This window comes from Pseudogulbenkiania sp. AW2-16 (assembly GCF_056824575.1).
Genome location: NZ_CP157668.1, coordinates 3,322,204 through 3,341,359, shown reverse-complemented (window position 1 = coordinate 3,341,359; position 19,156 = coordinate 3,322,204). Strand labels below are relative to the sequence as shown.

The following is a 19,156-nucleotide window of genomic DNA, read 5'->3' as shown; positions in this document are numbered from 1 at the left end:
AGTGTGAATTTCTATTTTCATATTTTCAAAGGTGGCTATATGAAGTTACATTCAATAAAAATAACCGGATTTCGCAAGGCGAAGCACATTGAAATGCCTTTTGGAGATGCTACTTTCTTAATTGGATCAAATAATGCAGGAAAGAGCACAATTCTAAAGGCGATTGAGCTACTGTTGTCGTCCAGGAAGACAGTTCCAAGTAGTGAATATTTTTCTGTTGTCGATGAGGATACTCAAGAAACCAAGCCCGCCACAGACAAAATAGTGCTGGAAGCTGAATTTAGGAACCTCCCATTGGAGTCTTTGGAGTGGAGAGGGTTCAAAGGAAGGATTTTTAACTACCCGGTAGTGGATGAAAATGACTCTGGCCTATCTGTTACATATCGAAAGACTTATAAATTAGGCGAAGATGTTGTTATTGAGTTTAAATCAAAAAACAAAGAGATTGACGAGAGGTTTAATAAATGCAAGACAGGGCAAGACTATATAGACAACGGGGTTGATGAAGCTGTAATAAAAGAGCTGTTTTCTGAATTAAATGCAAATATTGGAAAGAGTCAAGCTGCAATTCAGAAACTTGATCAGCTTGATGAGATATGGAAGGTGACAGAAGGTGAGTCATGGTTTAAAAACCCCGGCGGCATTCCGGGTAACGTTCTAAAAATGCTGCCGCGATATTTGCTGATACCTGCTGATACATCAGTTGATGAACTGGGAGGGACGTCCTCTGGTGTTTTAGGAAAAACTCTTAATGAATTGTTTGAAGATGTACGATCAGAGTCGGAAAATTACTCACAAGCTCAGGCTTATTTGGATAAATTAGCAAAAGAGTTGGACCCTAACGATTGCGACTCTGAATTTGGTAAGATGCTAATAGAACTCAATTCAATTTTGGCAAATGTATTTCCTGACTCAAAAATACATGCAACAACAAGTCTTAGTGACCCAAAAACAGCACTCAAGCCTGCCTTTAATATTGAGATGTCTAGCAATGTAAGAACACCTGTCTCTCATCAAGGTTCTGGTATGATCAGGGCAGCTGCGTTTGGCATGTTGAGATTTAGGCAAAAGTGGCTTTCAAAAAAGGAAGATCAGCATAAGAGGGCTCTAATAATATGCTTTGAAGAGCCGGAAATATATCTTCACCCCAGTGCTGCAAATCAAATGCGAGACTCCATTTACGAGCTAAGCGGAGATGAGTCACAAATTATTGCAACAACGCACTCTCCTTTTATTATTGATCTTTCTAGGAAGCCTAGACAGATACTGAATAGTCTCCGATCAACGGATGATGGAATCGGGGTGATGCCGTTTAATGTGTCCGACGCGTACAAGAAACTTGAAAGCTCGGATAAAGACCATGTAAAAATGCTGCTAAGAGTAGATGAGCATGTCGCAAGAATGTTCTTTACAAAAAATGTGGTGATTGTCGAGGGGGATACGGAGGAAATACTGATCAAAGAAACCCTTAAAAGGCTTAACAAGGCTGATTATTTAAATATCGTATCTAATTTTGAAATTATAAAGGCTCGGGGCAAGGCATCAATTATTGGCTTGGTGAAATACTTGGTTAGTATGGGTATCGCCCCTTGTGTTGTTCACGATAGGGATAAGGGGGAGCCAGGTGCCGAGGTATTCAATGCACCAATCGCCACTGCATTAGATGGACGCGGGAAGGTTGTACAAATGCACGAATGTGTTGAGAATGAAATTGGTTATCCAGCCCCGAGCTCTGAAAAACCATTTAAAGCATACGAACAGACAAAGTCCTGGGGGGATGTTTGGGAGGAAATACCAGAAGGATGGCAAAAGAAAATGAAAGAAGTTTTCGGTGATTATATTACGACCTAATAGGAATTCCGTTGCTTCTATATGGGGCGCAGCATAGGAGCCCTTATGGGGGCTCTATGCTGAATTCTCAATGAAACTTATAAAGTTTCAGAAATGCCGAGCAATCAGGTAATAGATTATCTTAATCTTTTAAATGGATACCCAGCCTTCTTGATGTATGCGTCGAAATATGATCCATGTGAAGATGCAGACATAAGACCGTCGTAGACTGCAGTGGGTACTCCTGAATAGCTATAGAGTCCCCCATTGAGAAATTCTACCTCTAGTGTCAGTATGTTCGAATCGTACCCTACCGACTTAAGATTGCTTGATACCACTGGAGTTCTATCCATGATGTCCCTTTCATTAAATCAATCTGGCGGATGCCAATTGCATTGTATGGCTTGAACGCGCAAATTATATTGATTTAGGTGAAGGAACTAATGAAGAAAGCCCGCTTGCGCGGGCTTTCTTCTGCAGCTTTATATGTCGTCGAGTGCAAGCTTATCTGTCGTTTTGGCAGGCTTATGTGTCGCTCGACGTTCTGACATCAAATCAATCCCAGCTCAACGCCCCGCCAGTCTGATATTCCGTAACTCTCGTCTCGAAGAAGTTCTTCTCCTTCTTCAGATCGATCATCTCGGACATCCACGGGAACGGGTTGGTCACGCCCGGGAACATCGGCTCCAGGCCGATCTGCTGCATGCGGCGGTTGGCGATGAAGCGCAGGTATTCCTTGAACATGGCGGCGTTGAGGCCCAGCACGCCGCGCGGCATGGTGTCTTCGGCGTAGGCGTATTCCAGTTCCACTGCGTGCTTGAACAGGCCGGTGATCTCGGCCTTGAATTCTTCGGTCCAGAGCTGCGGGTTTTCCTGCTTCACGGTGTTGATCAGGTCGATGCCGAAGTTGCAGTGCATGGACTCGTCGCGCAGGATGTACTGGTACTGTTCGGCGGCGCCGGTCATCTTGTTCTGGCGGCCCAGCGCCAGGATCTGCACGAAGCCGACGTAGAAGAACAGGCCTTCCATGATGCAGGCGAACACGATCAGCGACTTGAGCAGTTGCTGGTCGGTTTCAGTGGTGCCGGTCTTGAATTCCGGGTTGCACAGGGTATCGATGAACGGGATCAGGAACTCGTCCTTGTCACGGATGGATTTGATCTCGTGGTAGGCGTTGAACACTTCGCCTTCGTCGAGGCCGAGCGATTCGACGATGTACTGGTAGGCGTGGGTGTGGATGGCTTCGTCGAAGGCCTGGCGCAGCAGGAACTGGCGGCATTCCGGCGCGGTGATCTGGCGGTAGGTGCCGAGCACGATATTGTTGGCGGCGAGGCTGTCGGCGGTGACGAAGAAGCCGAGGTTGCGCTTGACGAGGCGCATTTCGTCTTCGGAAAGCTGGCCGGTTTTCCACTGTTCGATGTCGCGCTGCATGTTCACTTCTTGCGGCATCCAGTGGTTGGCGCACTGCGCCAGGTATTTTTCCCAAGCCCACTTGTACTTGAACGGGACGAGCTGGTTGACGTCGGTCTGGCCGTTGATGACGCGCTTGTCGCTGGCGTTGACGCGGCCGGTGCCGTGGGCGTCCATCGAGTTGTTGGCGGCGGTAACGGGGGTGATCGGGTCTTCAAAGCTCAGCATGCGGATACTCCTGGTTATTCTTTCTAAAGTGTTTCGATGGGCTTCGGCCAACCTTCAAAGGCTGGCCGAAGCCCGATGTTTCAATGCCATTCCGAAACCGGCTCGGCGGAGCCGGCTTGAGAATGGGGCAGGGTGCTGGCCTGCCGGTTGCCGCCCGATCGACGGATGACGCGGTGCTTCTTCCGTCTTGCGGCCGCGGGTTGCCTGCCGATCTACTTCAGTAGCCGCCGTTCACCCGGCCGGTGAGCGGGCGGATCGCGATCGACGACAAGTCGTTCACCTTCCACACCCGGCGCATGTGGCCGAAGTCGCGGCGTTGCGCGTCGCGCAGTTCCACTTCCGGCCGGTAGTTGAGGTCGAACCATACTTCGCCGAGGTAGACCGTTTCACCCTCGCGGATGTCGAACGGCTTGTTCAGCGCGAAGTGCGTGACGCGGTGGTAAGAAGACCACCACAGATCGTCGTCGCTCCACTGGCCCCAGGCGTCCTGCAGTTCGTAGCGCCCCGGCGGCAGCGCTACCAGTTGCAGCTTGCCTTCCGCCGGGCTCATGCCTTCTTCGCCGAACACGGTGTCGGTGTTGAAGCTGGCCCAGACCGTGCCGTGCCGGCTGTTGTCCAGACCGCGCCAGTTGAGGTTGGCGCTGGCGCTGTCCGGCGTGAAGGTGCGCACCGTCATCGAAAAGATCGCGTAACCCTGTCCCGGCGGCGGCTTCAGCGAGCCGTGCAATTGGTCGGCCATGGTGGTGCAGCCGGCGAGCAGGGCGATGACACACAGCAGCAGTAAACGGCGCATGACAATCTCCTCGGCGACGTGAGGTCGCATGGGGTTTTGACTGGCCGGACGGCTACCGGGTTCGGCTCATCCTGAAGCCGGCTCGGGGAACCGGCTTGGGGATGAGGGGTTGGCCGAAGCGGGCTTCGCTTCGGCCAACCTTGGCGGGGAACGCCCCATTCCTTCGCAACGCTACGCTTGCCTTGCTCAGTCAGGGGCTTCCGCTCCACTTCTACATTATTGGCAAACCTCGCATGCCTTGCGGGCCCGGCGATTCACCGCGCAAGGCGGCGAATCGCATCCGGGTTGTTGCTTCGCATCAACCGCCGATTGTTCCGCTTGCCTTATTGGCAAGCCTCGCAGTCGGGGTTGTCGATCGAGCAGAACTTGGCGTCGGTGGCCGGGGTGTTGTCCACTTCCGGCGCGGCGCTCACGGCCGGGGTGGTGGCCGATACCGCGTTCAGCTCGCCGCCGCGACCGGTCGACTTCTCGGCGCTGGTGGCCGCCAGGGTGCGCAGGTAGTAGGTGGTCTTCAGGCCGCGTACCCAGGCGTACTTGTACAGCTCGTCCAGCTTCTTGCCCGAGGCGCCGGCCATGTACAGGTTCAGCGACTGCGCCTGGTCGATCCACTTCTGGCGGCGGCTGGCGGCGTCCACCAGCCATTTCGGGTCCATCTCGAAGGCGGTGGCGTAGATCGCCTTCAGTTCGGCCGGGATGCGGTCGATGCGGCCCAGGCTGCCGTCGAAGTATTTCAGGTCCGAGACCATCACTTCGTCCCACAGGCCGAGCTTCTTCAGGTCGCGCACCAGGTGTTCGTTGGTGACGGTGAATTCGCCCGACAGGTTGGATTTCACGAACAGGTTCTGGTAGGTCGGCTCGATCGAGGCGGACACGCCGATGATGTTGGCGATGGTCGCGGTCGGGGCGATGGCCAGGCAGTTCGAGTTGCGCATGCCGTGTTCCTTGATGCGCTCGCGCAGCTTGTTCCAGTCCAGGCGCTCGGTGCGGTCCACGTCGAGGTAGCCGCCGCGTTCGGCCGCCAGCAGGTTGATGCTGTCGTGCGGCAGCACGCCGCGATCCCACAGGCTGCCCTTGTACGACGGGTAACGGCCGCGTTCCTGGGCTAGTTCGCTCGACGCCCAGTAGGCGTGGTAGGCCACCAGTTCCATCGATTCATCGGCGAACTCGACCGCTTCCTGCGAGGCGTACGGGATGCGCTTCATGTGCAGGCAGTCCTGGAAGCCCATGATGCCCATGCCGACCGGACGGTGCTTCAGGTTGGAGTTGCGCGCCTTCTTCACCGGGTAGAAGTTGATGTCGATGACGTTGTCCAGCATGCGCATGGCGATGCGGATGGTGCGCTGCAGCTTGGCACCGTCGAGCGTGCCGTCGGCCTGCATGTGGCGGGCCAGGTTGACCGAGCCCAGGTTGCACACGGCGATTTCATCGTCGTTGGTGTTCAGCGTGATCTCGGTGCACAGGTTGGAGCTGTGAACCACGCCCATGTGGCCTTGCGGACTGCGGATGTTGCACGGGTCCTTGAAGGTGATCCACGGGTGGCCGGTTTCAAACAGCATGGTCAGCATCTTGCGCCACAGGCTCAGGGCCGGGATGCGCTTGGACACCTTGATCTCGCCGCGGGCGGCCATGGCTTCGTATTCCTGGTAGCGCTTCTCGAAGGCAGCGCCGACCAGATCGTGCAGGTCCGGGCACTCGGACGGCGACAGCAGCGTCCACTCGGCGCCGTCCATCACGCGCTTCATGAACAGGTCCGGAATCCAGTTGGCGGTGTTCATGTCGTGGGTGCGGCGGCGGTCGTCACCGGTGTTCTTGCGCAGTTCGACGAACTCTTCGATATCGAGGTGCCAGGTTTCCAGGTAGGCGCACACCGCGCCCTTGCGCTTGCCGCCCTGGTTCACCGCCACGGCGGTGTCGTTGACCACCTTCAGGAACGGCACCACGCCTTGCGACTTGCCGTTGGTGCCCTTGATGTGCGAGCCCATGGCGCGCACCGGGGTCCAGTCATTGCCCAGGCCGCCGGCAAACTTGGAGAGCAGGGCGTTTTCCTTGATGCCTTCGTAGATGCCGTCGAGGTCGTCCGCAATGGTGGTCAGGTAGCAGCTGGAGAGCTGGCTGCGGCGCGTGCCGGAGTTGAACAGCGTCGGGGTAGACGACATGAAGTCGAAGCTCGACAGCACGTTGTAGAACTCGATGGCGCGCGCTTCGCGCTCCACCTCGTTCAGCGCCAGACCCATGGCGACGCGCATGTAGAACGCCTGCGGCATCTCGATGCGGGTGCCGTTCACGTGCAGGAAGTAGCGGTCGTACAGGGTCTGCAGGCCAAGGTAGCCGAATTGCAGGTCGCGGCTGGCGTCGAGCGCGGCGCCCAGCTTTTTCAGGTCGTACTCGCCCAGGCGCTCGTCCAGGAGTTCGGCGGCGATGCCCTTCTTGATGGCCTGCGGGAAGTAGTCGACGTAGCACTGGCCCATTTCTTCCTGGCTCACGGCTTCGCCGAGGATTTCCAGGCGGATGTTGTTGAGCAGCAGGCGGGCGGTGACGTAGTCGTAGGCCGGGTCCTGCTCGATCATGGCGCGCGCGGCCAGGATGGAGGACTTGTTCACCTCTTCTTCGCTGACGCCGTCGTAGATGTTCTTCAGCGTTTCGGTGAGGATGGCGTCGACGTCGGTTTCGGCCAGGCCCACGCAGGCCGATTCGATGGTGGCGCGCAGCTTGGCGATATCGAGCGGCAGCTTGGCGCCGTTCTTGCGCACCACGTTGATGGTGATCTGGGTCAGGGCTTCGCCACGGGCGGCGCGCTCGCGCGAGCGCTCTTCACGGTACAGCACGTAGGCGCGGGCCACGTCGTGCTCGCCGGCGCGCATCAGCGACAGCTCCACCTGGTCCTGGATGTCTTCGATGTGGATGGCGCCGCCTTCCGGCTTGCGGCGCATCAGCGCACTCACCACCATCTCGGTCAGTTGGGCGACCTTGTCGCGGATGCTGGCGGAAGTCGCGCCCTGGTGCCCCATGATCGCCAGGAAGGCCTTGGTCATGGCGATGGAAATCTTGACCGGCTCGAACGGTACGACGGCGCCATTGCGACGGATGGTCTTGTACTGGCTGAAGTCGGCTTGCGGTGCGGCGGCTCGGCCGAGCTCGGCGGCAGTTTGCCCTTCAAAGGTGGTCAGTTGCATGGGGCCCTCTTGCTTTGGGTGGTGGATTGTCAGCGGGATGAAACCGCTGTGGACAAGTCTGTTGAAAAGCTGTGTGTTAGCTGTGGGCAAACACTATATGTATTGTTTTACTGCGGAACAGGCCCAAATTCTAGTGGTGAGTGAGCGGCAGAACAAGTCTTGACAGCGCGCTGGAAAACGGAAATCCGCGTGGTTATTGGCTTTGCGGCCCACTTCCCGTTTTCGGTGCTTGCCGTGCTGTTGCGGTGCGGCAGGCTACAAGCCCCGTATTACAAGGAATGGTCCGCTGGCAACAAAACAACACCAGATGGTGTGGGCATGGCGTGTGGCGGCGATGCTACGCCGCAGGCATGAAAAAACCGCCACGGTGGGCGGTTCGTGTCGGTGCCAAACCCGCTGCTCAGGGTTCGATCCAGATCAGGCTCGCCATGCGCCCGGTGGTGCGGTCGCGGCGGTAGGAGAAGAAGCGCTCGCGATCGATCACGGTGCAGAAGTCGCCGCCGTAAACCTCGCTGATGCCGAGTGCCGCCAGCCGCTGTCGTGCCAGCGTGTAGATGTCGGCCAGGAACTTGCCCTCGCCGATGTCGGTGAACACCTGGGCGGCGGCGGGGTCGTGCGCCATGAAGGCAGCACGCACCTCGGCGCCGACTTCGAAGGCATCCGGCCCGATGGCCGGGCCGAGCCAGGCCATGAGGTTGGCCGCCGGTTCGTTCATTGCGCTCACCGTGGCTTCGATCACGCCGTCGCACAGCCCGCGCCAGCCGGCATGGGCGGCACCGACCACGCTGCCGTCACGGCTGGTAAGCAGTACCGGCAGGCAGTCCGCGGTCATGATCACGCATACCGCATCCGGGGTGCGGCTCACGCTGGCATCGGCCTCGGGCGGGGTTTCGGTGACGTCGGCGGCGTTCACCACGCGCGTGCCGTGCACCTGGTTGAGCCAGGCCGGCTCCTCCGGCACGAAGCGGCGCAGCGTCTCGCGGTTGAGGGAAACATGCTCGGGCAGGTCGCCGACGTGGGCGCCGAGGTTGAAGCTGTCGTAGGGCGCTTCGCTGACGCCGCCCTTGCGGGTGGTGATCAGGGTCTTGACCTTGGCCGGTGCCGGCCAGTCGGCCGTCAGCCAGTCGGGGTTAGTCGCGAACATACAGCACCTCGACATCGTAGTCTCCGTCGTCCCAGTCCTCGTCATCCTCGTCGAGGTTGTCGTGCTCGGCCATTTCCTGGGGCTGGCCTTCGTCGCCCAGTACCGCGAGCAGATGCTTCATGTCGTCCGGCAGCTTGGCCTTCCAGGTCATTTCCTGGCCCGTGGCCGGGTGGGTCAGGGTCAGGCTGTAGGCGTGCAGCGCCTCGGCGGCCCAGCGCCTTGACGGCCTCTTCGATCTCGTCCGGCATGGTGTGGCGCGGGTTGCCGTAGAGCGGGTCGCCGGCCAGCGGGTGGCGTGCTTCGCGCATGTGCACGCGAATCTGGTGCGTGCGGCCGGTTTCCAGACGGCACTCGATATACGAGTGACTGGGGAAGGTGGCCAGCACGCGCACGTGGGTGATGGCCTGCTTGCCGCCGAATTTCACCACGGCCATGCGCATGCGGTTGTGCGGATCGCGCCCGATCAGGGTTTCGATCTTGCCGTCGAACGGTACCACGCCGTCCGCGATAGCCCGGTAGATGCGTTTGACGCTGCGCGCCTGCATCTGGCGCACCAGCTCGGTCTGCGCCGGGATGGTCTTGGCCACCACCATCAGGCCACTGGTTTCCTTGTCGAGCCGGTGCACGATGCCGGCGCGCGGCACGTGGGTCAGGGCAGGGCAGTGATGCAGCAGACCGTTGAGCAGCGTACCGGTCCAGTTGCCGGCCGCCGGGTGCACCACCAGGCCGGCAGGCTTGTTGATGATGATGATGTGGTCGTCTTCGTAGACGATGGGCAGTTCCATCGCTTCCGGATGGTAGGCGAGCTGTTCTTCGGTTTGCTGGACGGCAACCTCGATGTGTTCGCCGCCCAGCAGTTTGGTTTTGGGGGCGGCAGGCTTGCCGTCCAGCAAGACGTGGCCATCCTTGACCCACTGGGTCAGGCGGCTACGCGAGTAATCCGGGAGGAGTTTAGCCAGCGCCGCGTCGAGCCGCTCGCCTGCCAAAGACAGGGGAACATCGAACTGTTGCGTCGCGGATACCTCGTTTTCAGAGATATCGCTATAATCCTCGGAGTCAAAGTAAGGATCGGTCATGAAAAGATACGTTGCAGCAATGTTGGTGGCGCTTAGCCTCGCCGGGTGTGCTTCCAATGAGCCGTATGATGAAACACGCAGTTGGACCGTTGAAAAACTCTACGCCGAGGCAAGGGACGAGTTGAACAGCGGTAATTATACCCGTGCTGTCAAACTCTACGAAGCGCTAGAGGCCCGTTTCCCTTACGGACGTTATGCCCAGCAGTCGGAAATGGACCTGGCGTACACCCATTACAAGGACAATGAGCCGGAACTGGCCATTGCCGCGGCCGACCGTTTCATCAAGCTGCACCCGACACACCCTAACCTCGACTATGTGCTCTACCTGAAGGGCCTGGTGTATTACAACGATGATTCCGGTCTGCTGGCCAAGTGGGCCGGCCAGGACATGAGCGAGCGCGATCCGCGCGCGACGCGCGAAGCGTTTCTGGCGTTCCGCGAGCTGACCAGCCGCTTCCCCAACAGCCAGTACTCGGCCGACGCTACCGAGAAGATGAACAAGCTGATCAAGGCGCTGGGTGGGCACGAAATGCACGTGGCTCGCTATTACATGAAGCGTGGCGCTTACCTCGCCGCCGCCGGCCGTGCGCAGAACGTGGTGAAGGAATACGCCAACACCGGTTATCTGGAAGAGGCCCTGGCGCTGACCGTAACGGCCTACGACAAATTGGGCATGCCGCAACTGCGTGACGATGCCCGGCGCGTGCTGGAACTCAACTATCCCAAGAGCCAGTACCTTGCCAAAGGCTGGCAGACGGAAGAAATGCCGTGGTGGAAGTTCTGGAAATAATCTGGTTCGGCCGTTTCGGTTGAAGAAGACGGGTCGCAACAGCGGCCCGTTTTCTTTGTGCTATGGCGCGACGGGCGTAGCCGGTGGGGTAGGTGGTGCTGCCTTGTTTTGAGAAGAGGGCGCTACGGGTGGGGCTGCCTGAAAGGAGGAGCCAGGTGCAGGCTTGGTCGGTGGCGGGCAACGAGTTGGGTTGGACAAAAAAATGGGTCGCATCAGCGACCCATTTCATTTTTAGCCGTCTGGCTCAGGCTTTCGGCTCGATGCCGATGATCTTGCCATGACTATCGTGGTGTACCACGCAGACCGAGGCGGCACGACCGGCCAGAATCTGCTGCTCGCCCATGCCAAAGTGGTTGGCGTAGCTTTCCAGCGTTTCCTGCTGATGGGCAGTGGCTTTCGGCTTGCGGGATGGTAGCTGCGACCACAGCAGCAGGGTGCCGGAGGTGCCCAGCAATGCCACGACCGAATTCTCCAGCGAACCCGACGACCCGGTGCTCAGCGTCTTGGCCAGCAGTTGCTGGTAGCTGGCACCCCAGCTGGTGAGCCAGTTGGCGCCATTGACGATGGGGCGCCACAGGTACAGCCAGCCTCGCCCATGCCACCGCGGTGGAAGCATTGGACAGCAAGCGCTGATGCCAGCGCAGGTGATGACGGGCGTTGATGATTAGGTTGTCATGCATGGAGAATCCTCTTTTCGATTCGATCAGGCGCGAATGCCGCGGTCCGGGCTTACCCACCGGGCACGTTTACCTTCACCACGCAGCAGTACCTTGGGGAAGGCAACAATGGTTGAACCAATGTTAATGATCCAGAACACCAAAGGATACCAGATCATCCAGTAGTAGTTGCGTCCCAACCCTCTGTCGTAGTGGCTATCAAGCCACTTACTGACGGCAAATTGCAACAGACAGGTGGCCCCCAGGATCACACCGCTCCATTGAGGAATCAGCGGTGATCCAACATGGGGTAGCCAGCCGGTCGGCAGCAACAAACCAGCGGCCCAGATGATCACCAGAAGCAGCATCACGTAGGACCAGAACAGGCTCAGGCATAGTTCGAGCATCAATGGCCACAAATAGTTCTGGCTCGGGTGGCGAATGACATCGAGGTTCTTCAGCAGGACCTGGGCGCCGCCCATGGCCCAGCGCAGGCGCTGTTTCCAGAGGCCCTTCAGTGTTTCCGGCATCAGGATCCACACCAGGGCATTGGGCTCGAAGCGCACGTCCCAGCCGTCGCGCTGCAGCTTCCAGGTAATGTCGATGTCCTCGGTCAGCATGTCCGCGCTCCAGTAGCCCACCTGGTGCACGGCCGACTTGCGGAAGGCCGTGATCACGCCGGACACGGTGAACAGACGGCCGAAACTGCGTTGGGCGCGCTTGATCATGCCGACGATGGAGGAGAACTCGCCAACCTGTACTCGTCCCAGTAGCGTGGAACGATTGCGAATGCGAGGGTTGCCGGTAACGGCAGCGACTTCCGGGTCCTGCACGAAATGGCGCACCATCCAGTGCGCAGCATTGCGGTCGAGGAGGGCGTCGCCGTCGATGCAGATCAGGATTTCATTCTTGGCGAGCAGGCTGCCCGCCTGCAGTGCCATGGCCTTGCCCTGGTTCTGCGCCAGGTGCACCACGCGCAGGTGGTCGTATTTGGCGGCCAGGCGGTCCAGTACTTCAGCGGTGTTGTCCTTGCTGCCATCGTTGATGGCGATCACCTCGAAGTCGGGATAGTCGGTCGCCAGGGCGTGGCTGATGGTTTCCTCTGCGTTATCCCCCTCATTGAAACAGGGGATAAGGATGCTGACCGGCGGCGTGTCCGGCAAGGGGGTGGGCTGGGTGTACGGACCGTCCTTGCGTTCATGGCGCCAGTAAAACAGTGCGGCGCCGATCATCCACAAATAGGACATGAACAGCGGGTAGTAGAACACGAAACCCAGCAGTCCCTGCCATAGTGTTTTCAGTAATGCAATAACCATCAGTCTGCCTAGTGGATGTCCGGTGCGTTCGGCTTGCTGTCCAGAACCGGCTTGAGCACGGCTGGATCCGGATGATCGCGATGCAGGTTGTCAGGGTAGTAACCGACATGGCGTACACCCCAACCATACAGGGTTCGGATGGTGTCCGCCATTTCCTGGCTCGGCACCGGTTTGTTGCTACGCCAGTCGATGGCCTGCAGTTCGAATACCACCTTGTCCATGGCATCCGGATGCTCCTTCACTTTATCGACTATTTCGTGCAGGAAAGCCATCGGGTCGGCAGCGTTTTCCATGTACGGCATAGCCATGATGGCGGTGAAGTCGTAGTTGGCGAGCGAGTTGTCGAGCGATTGCGAGTACCACACTTCGGAGCGCGGATTGAGCGCTACGGTGGCGTAGAGATTGCGGGCCGTCTTCAGTCCCGGCTGTTCCTGGCGCACGACGTCGGCCAGTTCCATGGCGAAATTGTCGAGGGTGTTGATCTTGAGGATGGTCCAGCGCCCCAGCAGATCGTCGTTGGCACGGATGTCTTCCAGCGAGGTCGGCAGGCCCCATTCCTTGTAGGTCTTCAGTGCCATCGGGCTGGCGTCTTCATAATCGGACAGCGTGACATCGTCGTGGAACAGCAAGCCCTCGAACGGCGTGGAGCGGGCGAGGTCTTGGTAGATATCCCGGATGACCTGGCGCGCACGCGGCGAGAACGGCGACAGGCGCGGATACCCCATGACGAGGTGGTTGGCCTTGTTGGGAAGGGTGACGACCTTGTCGTTCGCTGCCGGCTCGGTTTTCGGCAGTTCGAAAGCCAGCATCGGCATCCAGGCGTACAGGCGTTTCACCTTTGTGCGAGTACGAATCTGCCAGGCGACGCGGTTGAACAGATCGGCGCGCATCGGCAGGTGGCGGTTCGGGAAGTACACCGCGTCGGCGGCGCCGTTGCCGTCCGGGTCGGCGTAGGCTTGCAGGTAGACGGTATTTACGCCCATGGCGACGATGCGGTCGAGCAAGCGGCCCAGGTTGTGCTCCTGCTGCGCCGGATCAGGGTCGTAGATGTAGTCCAGATCGACGTGCATGATCTTGCCTGGACGATCGTTGTCGGAGATGTTGGCTTCGCGGATGGCGAGTTCCTTGCGGAATGCGTCGAGCGTGATATTGCCCTCGATCAGGACGCGACGCAGTGCGTGCAGCGGCGTTTGTTCGTTGTTGGCACCGTCGTCCAGCGTCATGCCGATCGGCATGCCGAGCTGGCGGGCCACGTCGCTGGACGTGCTGTTGTAGCGGCCGTACGGCCAGATCATGATGCGCGGCGTCTTGCCGGTCTGCTTGCGCAGCAGGTCGCTATTGCGCTTCAGGTCGGCGTAGATGCGTTTGCGGTAGCTGGTTTCGTCTTCGTAGCGCTTGAGCTCGGGCAGGTAGCGGCGTGCCGTGGCAGCCGGCTGCATATTGCCTTGTGGGTTGGCCAGAATGCCCTCGTGCATGTTGTAGGTGTGATTGGCGATTTCCACCAGGCCGCTTTGCGTCATGGCGCGCACGTCGTCCCACATCAGCATGACGTTGCGCGGAACGGGCTTGCCTTCGAATCGCACGGTGCCGTTGGTGTCGAGCCAGTTGCCGATGAGCGCGACCACGGCCGGTGCCTTGAACATCTTCAGAACCGGGAAGGCATTGGCGTACATCGAGCGGTAGCCGTCGTCGAAGGTCAGCAACACGGCTTTTTCCGGCAGCGGCTTCTTGCCGCTGCGGTCGGCCAGCACGTCGTCCATGCTGACGAAGTGGTAGCCATTATTCTTCAGCCAGTCCATCTGGCGCACGAAATTGGTCGGCGAGACGGCAAAGGCTGGCTCGAGAGCGTCTTTTTTGTCGGCGATTTCGTGATAGGTAAGGATGGTCAGCTTGTTGTCCGGCGTGGCGGCCAGGCCAACGCTACTGAGCAGGCACAGCAAGAATCCCCACAGCAAGGGCATCAGTCGAGTGGTCATCAGTCGTTTTTATATGTCGGTTTAAGTCGGGTCAGCGTAAACGGTGCCGCTAAACTCTGTGCCAGAGGCGACAGGGGCCCGGAGGGAGTCCCGGGAGGCGCGTCATTCTATCAGGAGTGGGCGCGATTGCGAGCGGGAAAATGAGTTTATGTGCAGTGCAAAAGAGGCGCTGTGGTGGAAAGGGGACGAGCTGGTTTCGTTAAGCTTGCCGTAATCTGCCTGTGCGACGGGCTGGTTGGCAAGCAATTGAATTAAAAGGAATAAAGCGGGAGTTTTCCCCGCTTTCGCTGAGCTTAGACGGCGTCTTCGTTGGTTTCGCCAGTGCGGATGCGGATGACCTGTTCGACCGGGGAGACGAAGATTTTGCCATCTCCTATCTTGCCGGTGCGGGCGGCATTGATGATGACCTCGATGGCGCGGTCGACCAGATCGTCGGCGATGACGACCTCGAGTTTGACCTTGGGCAGGAAGTCCACCACGTATTCGGCGCCGCGGTAGAGCTCGGTGTGCCCTTTCTGGCGCCCGAAGCCTTTGACCTCGGTGACGGTCAATCCGGTGACGCCGATTTCCGACAGAGCTTCACGCACTTCGTCCAGCTTGAACGGTTTGATAATGGCCTCGACCTTTTTCATTTTGGGGTGCTCCTTGACGGCACGTGGGTTTGTTATGGGTGGGTAAATGGAAATTTTGCCAGGCATAACGGCTGCCGGCCTTAAGTTCCAAGGGTTTTTCCTGTATTATTACGCGCTTTCCTGATACTTGTCGCGGGTGTCGAATGTCGCACATTCTCAAGCTGCGGGGCGGTGTTGCCCTGTCCCAGTTCCGTTTGGACAAACTCCTGACCGCTGCGCGCGAGGCTGGTTTGCCTCCGCTCACGCTCAATGCCGAGTTCTGGCATTTTGTCGAAAGCGATCGGGCGCTCTCTGAAGAAGAGCAAGCGGTTCTGGCCAAGCTGATGACCTATGGCGAGCCGCCGCTCGCCACTGCCCCCACGGGCGAACTGTTCCTTGTCACCCCGCGCCTGGGAACGCTGTCACCGTGGGCTTCCAAGGCTACCGATATTGCCCAGCATTGCGGCTTGGAGGGCATTCACCGCATCGAGCGCGGCACGGCCTTCCATGTCCTGCCTTCCGCGCCGCTTTCCGACGATCAGCGTCGCGTGCTGGTCGGTTTGCTGCACGACCGCATGACCGAAACGGTGCTGACCTCGCTTGACGAGGCCAATCGCCTGTTCACCCACGTGGAGCCGCAGCCGCTGACCACGGTGGACATCCTTGGCGGTGGCCGCGATGCGCTGGTGGCCGCCAACGGCGACCTCGGCCTGGCGCTGTCGCCGGATGAGATCGACTACCTGGTCGAGAACTTCACTCGCATGGGGCGTAATCCGACCGATGTCGAGCTGATGATGTTCGCCCAGGCCAACTCGGAACATTGTCGTCACAAAATCTTCAACGCCCAGTTCATTATCGACGGTGAAGAGAAACAGAAGTCGCTGTTCCGCATGATCCGCGATACCCATGAGGCGCACCCGCAGGGCACCCTGGTGGCGTACAACGACAACGCCTCGGTGATCGAGGGTGCCGAGATCGAGCGCCTTTATCCGCAGCCGGACGGCCATCAGTACGCGTTCCACACGGAACAGACGCATATCCTGATGAAGGTGGAAACGCACAACCACCCGACCGCCATCTCGCCGTTCCCCGGCGCCTCGACCGGCAACGGCGGCGAGATCCGCGACGAAGGCGCGACCGGTCGCGGCTCGCGCCCGAAGGCGGGTCTGACCGGCTTTACCGTTTCCAACCTGAATATCCCCGGCTACAAACAGCCGTGGGAGGTATATGGCGAGGAGCAGGCCGAGTATGGCCGTCCGGGTCGCATCGCCTCGGCGCTGCAGATCATGCTGGACGGGCCGATCGGCGGCGCTGCCTTCAACAACGAATTCGGCCGCCCGAACCTGACTGGCTACTTCCGTACCTTCGAAGAACTGTTCGAAGGCGAGATGCGCGGTTATCACAAGCCGATCATGATCGCCGGCGGCCTGGGCAATATCCAGCATCAGCAGATCCGCAAGAACATCATCCCGGAAGGCGCTCTGCTGATCCAACTGGGTGGCCCTAGCCTGCTGATCGGCCTGGGCGGCGGGGCCGCTTCCTCGATGGATACCGGTGCCAACAGTGAAGATCTGGATTTCGATTCGGTGCAGCGCGGCAACCCGGAAATCGAGCGTCGCTGCCAGGAAGTCATCGACCGCTGCTGGCAGCGCGGCGACAAGAACCCGATCGTGTCGATCCACGACGTCGGTGCCGGTGGCCTGTCCAACGCCTTCCCGGAGCTGGTGAACGACGCCGGCCGGGGTGCCATTTTCGAGCTGCGCAAGGTGCACCTCGAAGAGAAGGGCATGACGCCGATGCAGATCTGGTCGAACGAGTCGCAAGAGCGCTACGTGCTGGCCATCCTGCCGCAGGACCTCGATACCTTTACCGCCATTTGCGAGCGCGAACGCTGCCCGTTCGCGGTGCTGGGCGTGGCCACCGACGATGGCCACCTGCAGGTGCGCGACGACGTCTTCGACAACAACCCGGTGGACATGCCGCTCAACGTGCTCTTGGGCAAGCCGCCGCGCATGACGCGCGACGTGAAGAGCGTGGACGTGCCGCAACGCCAGTTCAACGCCTCGGCGTTTGATCTGCGCGAATCCGCCTATCGCGTGCTGCGCCTGCCGTCGGTAGCCGACAAGTCGTTCCTGATCACCATCGGCGACCGCACCGTGGGCGGCATGACCGCACGCGACCAGATGGTCGGCCGCTGGCAGGTGCCGGTGGCGGACGTGGCCGTCACCACCATGGGATTCAACACCTATCGCGGCGAAGCCATGGCGATGGGCGAGCGCACGCCGCTGGCGCTGTTCTCGGCGCCGGCCTCCGGCCGCATGGCGGTGGGCGAGGCGCTGACCAACCCGGCTTCGGCCAACGTTGGCGACCTCGGCAACGTCAAACTGTCTCGCCAACTGGATGGCCGCTGCCGGCCACCCGGGCGAAGACGCCAAGCTCTACCAGACCGTGGAAGCGCTATCCGGTCTGTGCCAGGACATCGGCGTGAGCGTGCCGGTAGGCAAAGACTCGCTGTCGATGAAGACGGTGTGGGAAGAAGCCGGCGAGAAGAAAGCCGTGACGGCGCCGCTGTCGCTGATCGTCTCGGCGTTCTCCCCGGTGGAGGACGTGCGCAAGACGGTAACGCCGGAACTGAAGAACGACGCTGCGACCGACCTGATCCTGATCGACCTGGGTCACGGCCGCTGCCGTCTGGGTGGTTCGGCACTGGCGCAGGTGTGGAAGTCGATGGATGGCAAGGCGCCGGACGTGGAGAGCCCGGCCGAGCTGCAGGGCTTCTTCAGCACCATGCAGTCGCTGCTGGCCGACCAGCTGGTGCTGGCCTATCACGACCGAGCCGACGGCGGCCTGTTCGCCACGCTGGCCGAGATGATGTTTGCCGGCCGCGTCGGTGTTACTGTCGACCTGCAGGAACTGCTGATCGAGCGCAAGAACACCCAGGCCTATCTGGACGACTTCGTGCCGCCTTCGGCGGAAGCCGCGACGCACGGTCGCGTGATGCGCGTGCTGTTCAACGAGGAGCTGGGCGCCGTGATCCAGGTGGCCAAGGCTCACACCGCCGAGGTGATCGCCCGCTTCGTCAAGGCCGGTCTGGAACGCGCCCTGTTCGTGCTGGGTTCGGTGAACGGTGACGAGCGACTGGTGATCCAGCGTCAGAACGACGTGCTGCTCGACGAAAGCCGCCTCGATCTGCAGCGCGCCTGGTCAGAAACCAGCTACCGCCTGCAGCGCCTGCGTGACAACCCGGCTTGCGCCGACAGCGAGTACGCCCAGCTCGACGACACCGCTTCGGGCGGCCTGTTCGCCAAGCTGTCGTTCGACGTCGACGCCAACCCGGCGGCGCCCTTCATTGCCACCGGCGCGCGTCCGCGCATCGCCGTGCTGCGCGAGCAGGGCGTGAATGGTCAGATCGAAATGGCGGCGGCGTTCACCCGCGCCGGTTTCGACGCGGTCGACGTGCACATGAGCGACATCATCGGCGGGCGCGTGTCGCTGGCCGATTTCAAGGGCCTGGCGGCCTGCGGCGGCTTCAGCTACGGCGACGTGCTGGGCGCCGGCGAAGGCTGGGCCAAGAGCATCCTGTTCAATGCCCGTGCACGCGACGAGTTTGAAGGTTTCTTCCTGCGCGCCGACACCTTCGCGCTGGGCGTGTGCAACGGCTGCCAGATGATGTCGAACCTGTCCGGCATCATCCCGGGGGCGCAGCACTGGCCGAAGTTCCACCGCAATGCTTCCGAGCAGTTCGAGGCGCGCTTCGCCATGGTGGAAGTCACCGCGTCGCCGTCGATCTTCCTCGCCAACATGGCCGGCAGCCAGCTGCCGGTGGTGGTCAGCCACGGTGAAGGCCGCGCGGTGTTCACGGAAGGCCATCAGCCGCAGGTCATCACCGCGCTGCGCTACATCGACTTCGCCGGCCAGCCGACCGAGACCTATCCGCTGAACCCGAACGGTTCGCCGGAAGGGATCACCGGTGTCACCACCGCCGATGGTCGCTTCACTATCATGATGCCGCACCCGGAGCGCGTGTTCCGCACCGTGCAGAACTCGTGGCATCCGGCCGAGTGGACCGAGGACGGCGCCTGGTTCCGCATGTTCGCCTCGGCACGCAAGTGGGTGGGCTAAGCCCCCGGCAATCAGACAAAACGGACGCTGC

The 19,156-nt window shown here is 59.9% G+C and carries 11 protein-coding genes and 2 pseudogenes; 3 read left to right on the top strand and 10 right to left on the bottom strand.

Annotated features, from left to right (window positions below; translation table 11 throughout):
• The first annotated feature begins 39 nt into the window (after positions 1–39).
• A complete protein-coding gene (locus ABKF58_RS16255; protein WP_482582002.1) occupies positions 40–1,851 on the top strand; it encodes an AAA family ATPase in 1,812 nt (603 codons plus the stop codon).
• 116 nt (positions 1,852–1,967) lie between these two features.
• Here the strand turns inward: ABKF58_RS16255 and ABKF58_RS16250 are convergent, their stop codons facing one another.
• The 6 genes and pseudogenes from ABKF58_RS16250 to rluD form a co-directional block, all read right to left on the bottom strand.
• Positions 1,968–2,183 (bottom strand): KTSC domain-containing protein, encoded by a 216-nt coding sequence (locus ABKF58_RS16250; RefSeq protein WP_482582000.1) that lies wholly within the window; start codon positions 2,181–2,183, stop codon positions 1,968–1,970.
• Between the two features lie 202 nt (positions 2,184–2,385).
• Positions 2,386–3,468 carry a ribonucleotide-diphosphate reductase subunit beta gene (locus ABKF58_RS16245; RefSeq protein WP_008954077.1) on the bottom strand — a complete coding sequence of 361 codons (1,083 nt, stop codon included), beginning with the start codon at positions 3,466–3,468 and terminating at the stop codon, positions 2,386–2,388.
• A gap of 217 nt (positions 3,469–3,685) precedes the next feature.
• On the bottom strand, positions 3,686–4,261 hold the full coding sequence (locus tag ABKF58_RS16240; protein ID WP_482581999.1) for a hypothetical protein: 576 nt from the start codon (positions 4,259–4,261) through the stop codon (positions 3,686–3,688).
• Positions 4,262–4,584: 323 nt separating this feature from the next.
• Positions 4,585–7,434, bottom strand: coding sequence for a ribonucleoside-diphosphate reductase subunit alpha (locus ABKF58_RS16235; RefSeq protein WP_482581998.1), 2,850 nt, complete (start codon positions 7,432–7,434; stop codon positions 4,585–4,587).
• 400 nt (positions 7,435–7,834) lie between these two features.
• Positions 7,835–8,578 (bottom strand): peptidoglycan editing factor PgeF, encoded by a 744-nt coding sequence (pgeF, locus tag ABKF58_RS16230; protein ID WP_482581996.1) that lies wholly within the window; start codon positions 8,576–8,578, stop codon positions 7,835–7,837.
• A pseudogene (gene rluD, locus ABKF58_RS16225) lies at positions 8,565–9,654 on the bottom strand (23S rRNA pseudouridine(1911/1915/1917) synthase RluD). The gene pgeF and the pseudogene rluD overlap by 14 nt, the downstream one beginning before the upstream one ends.
• Here rluD and ABKF58_RS16220 point away from each other — a divergent pair.
• The gene (locus tag ABKF58_RS16220) at positions 9,653–10,444 is read left to right on the top strand and encodes an outer membrane protein assembly factor BamD (RefSeq protein WP_294863765.1); all 792 of its coding nucleotides are present in this window, start codon (positions 9,653–9,655) and stop codon (positions 10,442–10,444) included. The pseudogene rluD and the gene ABKF58_RS16220 overlap by 2 nt on opposite strands.
• A gap of 244 nt (positions 10,445–10,688) precedes the next feature.
• Here ABKF58_RS16220 and pgaD read toward each other — a convergent pair whose 3' ends face one another.
• The 4 genes from pgaD to ABKF58_RS16200 form a co-directional block, all read right to left on the bottom strand.
• Positions 10,689–11,060 carry a poly-beta-1,6-N-acetyl-D-glucosamine biosynthesis protein PgaD gene (pgaD, locus tag ABKF58_RS16215; RefSeq protein WP_482581994.1) on the bottom strand — a complete coding sequence of 124 codons (372 nt, stop codon included), beginning with the start codon at positions 11,058–11,060 and terminating at the stop codon, positions 10,689–10,691.
• 87 nt (positions 11,061–11,147) lie between these two features.
• Positions 11,148–12,368: a poly-beta-1,6-N-acetyl-D-glucosamine synthase gene (pgaC, locus tag ABKF58_RS16210; RefSeq protein ID WP_482581992.1), complete on the bottom strand. Its 1,221-nt coding sequence runs from the start codon at positions 12,366–12,368 to the stop codon at positions 11,148–11,150.
• A 56-nt stretch (positions 12,369–12,424) separates the two neighbouring features.
• Complete coding sequence (gene pgaB, locus ABKF58_RS16205) at positions 12,425–14,392, bottom strand: poly-beta-1,6-N-acetyl-D-glucosamine N-deacetylase PgaB (RefSeq protein WP_482581990.1); 1,968 nt, start codon at positions 14,390–14,392, stop codon at positions 12,425–12,427.
• 293 nt (positions 14,393–14,685) lie between these two features.
• The gene (locus ABKF58_RS16200; RefSeq protein WP_008954086.1) at positions 14,686–15,024 is read right to left on the bottom strand and encodes a P-II family nitrogen regulator; all 339 of its coding nucleotides are present in this window, start codon (positions 15,022–15,024) and stop codon (positions 14,686–14,688) included.
• Positions 15,025–15,167: 143 nt separating this feature from the next.
• Between ABKF58_RS16200 and purL the strand changes: the two are divergent.
• Positions 15,168–19,125, top strand: a pseudogene (purL, locus tag ABKF58_RS16195) (phosphoribosylformylglycinamidine synthase).
• The last annotated feature ends 31 nt before the right edge of the window (positions 19,126–19,156 follow it).